Below are 928 nucleotides of genomic sequence, written 5' to 3' on the forward strand. Positions count from 1 at the left end.
CGGGCGGTCGCAGTCCCCGCTTCAAGCCGCTGATCTCGTCCGTTCAGAGGAATTCAGTGAAAAATCGAGGTGCCCTTTGGATCCAGCTTCCGGCCATCCATTCAGGAACATTTTTCCTGTATCTGAAACAGGTTGACCAAATTCAAGGTCCAAAAATAGCTTTGTGGCATAGTCTCTTATTCGACGCATTCGCCATTCTATTTTAATAACAGGGTCATGGTCGACCAAGTCTCCGTCTGACATATTCAGTTCATAGGACAATTTCTGCGGAGGTCGAAAGTCGGCAATTTTTCCCTTCGCCACCTGTGCTGCGCCCATCTTGAAGACGATCGGCCCATCCTCTTTCGGTGTCGAGATTGTGGTCATATCCAGATGTAGCCAAAGCTTGGTTCGCTGATCACCGATCAGCTGCTGCCATATCACCTCTGGTGTCGATTTGACGAAAAACACATAAGATCTGACAGCGCTTCCCGTGTCATTTTTTCGAGATGGCTCAGATCTGTCATCAATGGAACGCTGCTTCTGTGCCTCAAGAAAGTTCTTTATCCAATTGTCGTAAATAAGTTGCAGCGGAACAGTATTCACTGAATATCTCTTATGAATACCAAGCCTTTCGATTGAGACCAGCCCTGCACTTTCAAGAATATTACCGTGCTTGATAATCGCCGCACGCGACAAACCAAGATGTTGTTCCAGCTCGGACTGGGTCAGAGTTCCCTTGGCGAGAAGATGATCCAGGATCTCTCGGCGTGAAGGGCTAGATATCGCCACATACACATCGCTCGATTTCTCGCGTTTGCGGTCAGGCCAGCCGGTTTGACGCTCCTTCTGATCCATCTCACCCTTCTACCTCATGTTCATTCTGTCAACGGCGGCGTAAAACCCAGCCACTGGGCGGCGCAAAAGTCGGCCACCCTTGCGCGCGGCT

The 928-nt window shown here is 49.9% G+C and carries 1 protein-coding gene; it reads right to left on the reverse strand.

Translation table 11 applies throughout. The annotated features are described in order from the left end of the window. Positions 1-21 precede the first annotated feature (21 nt). Positions 22-837 (reverse strand): ArsR/SmtB family transcription factor, encoded by an 816-nt coding sequence (locus ACFSCT_RS19475; RefSeq protein ID WP_379145628.1) that lies wholly within the window; start codon positions 835-837, stop codon positions 22-24. Positions 838-928: the final 91 nt, after the last annotated feature.

This window comes from Paracoccus pacificus, from assembly GCF_042680785.1.
Classification (GTDB): Bacteria; Pseudomonadota; Alphaproteobacteria; order Rhodobacterales; family Rhodobacteraceae; genus Paracoccus; species Paracoccus pacificus.